Genomic DNA, 551 nt, shown 5'->3' on the forward strand with positions numbered 1-551 from the left:
GCATCTGGCGGGCGTTGAGTTCGACGACGAGGCCGCGGATGGCCGCATTGAGCTCCGCCAGGGAAAAGAAGCGCTGGTTGCGCAGGCGGGCCAGGATCCAGCGCTGGGCGATCTGGACGGCGACCTCAACCTTGGCCTTGTCCTTTGGCCGCCTCGGTCTCGCCGCCAGGATCGCGGTGCCGTAATGACCGGCCATCTCGGCATAGGTTCGGTTGATCCCGGGATCGTAGCGATCGGGGTTGGTCACGGCGGCCTTGAGATTATCGCAGACCACGAACTTCGGCACGCCGCCGAGATACCTGAACAGGTTGGCATGCACGCCGATCCAGTCGGACAGGCTCTCGCTTGGGCAGGCCTCGGCGTAGGTGTAGTTCGAGGCCCCCATCGCCGCGACGAACAGCTTCATGGCGCGCACTTCGCCGGTGATGGGATCGAAGATGTCGATGGTGTCGCCAGCGAAATCGACGAACACCTTCTCCCCACCGATGTGGGTCTGACGCATGCTCGGCTGCGCCCGCTGCTTCCAGGCCTCGAAAGTCGTGCAAAACCAG

At 64.1% G+C, this 551-nt stretch carries 1 protein-coding gene; it reads right to left on the bottom strand.

From position 1 onward, the window contains the following. The coding region (istA, locus tag ACFQX9_RS29560) for an IS21 family transposase (protein WP_377791268.1) at positions 1 to 551 on the bottom strand (551 nt) is incomplete at both ends.

It is taken from the genome of Bradyrhizobium sp. GCM10028915 (assembly GCF_042666195.1).
GTDB lineage: Bacteria > Pseudomonadota > Alphaproteobacteria > Rhizobiales > Xanthobacteraceae > Bradyrhizobium > Bradyrhizobium canariense_D.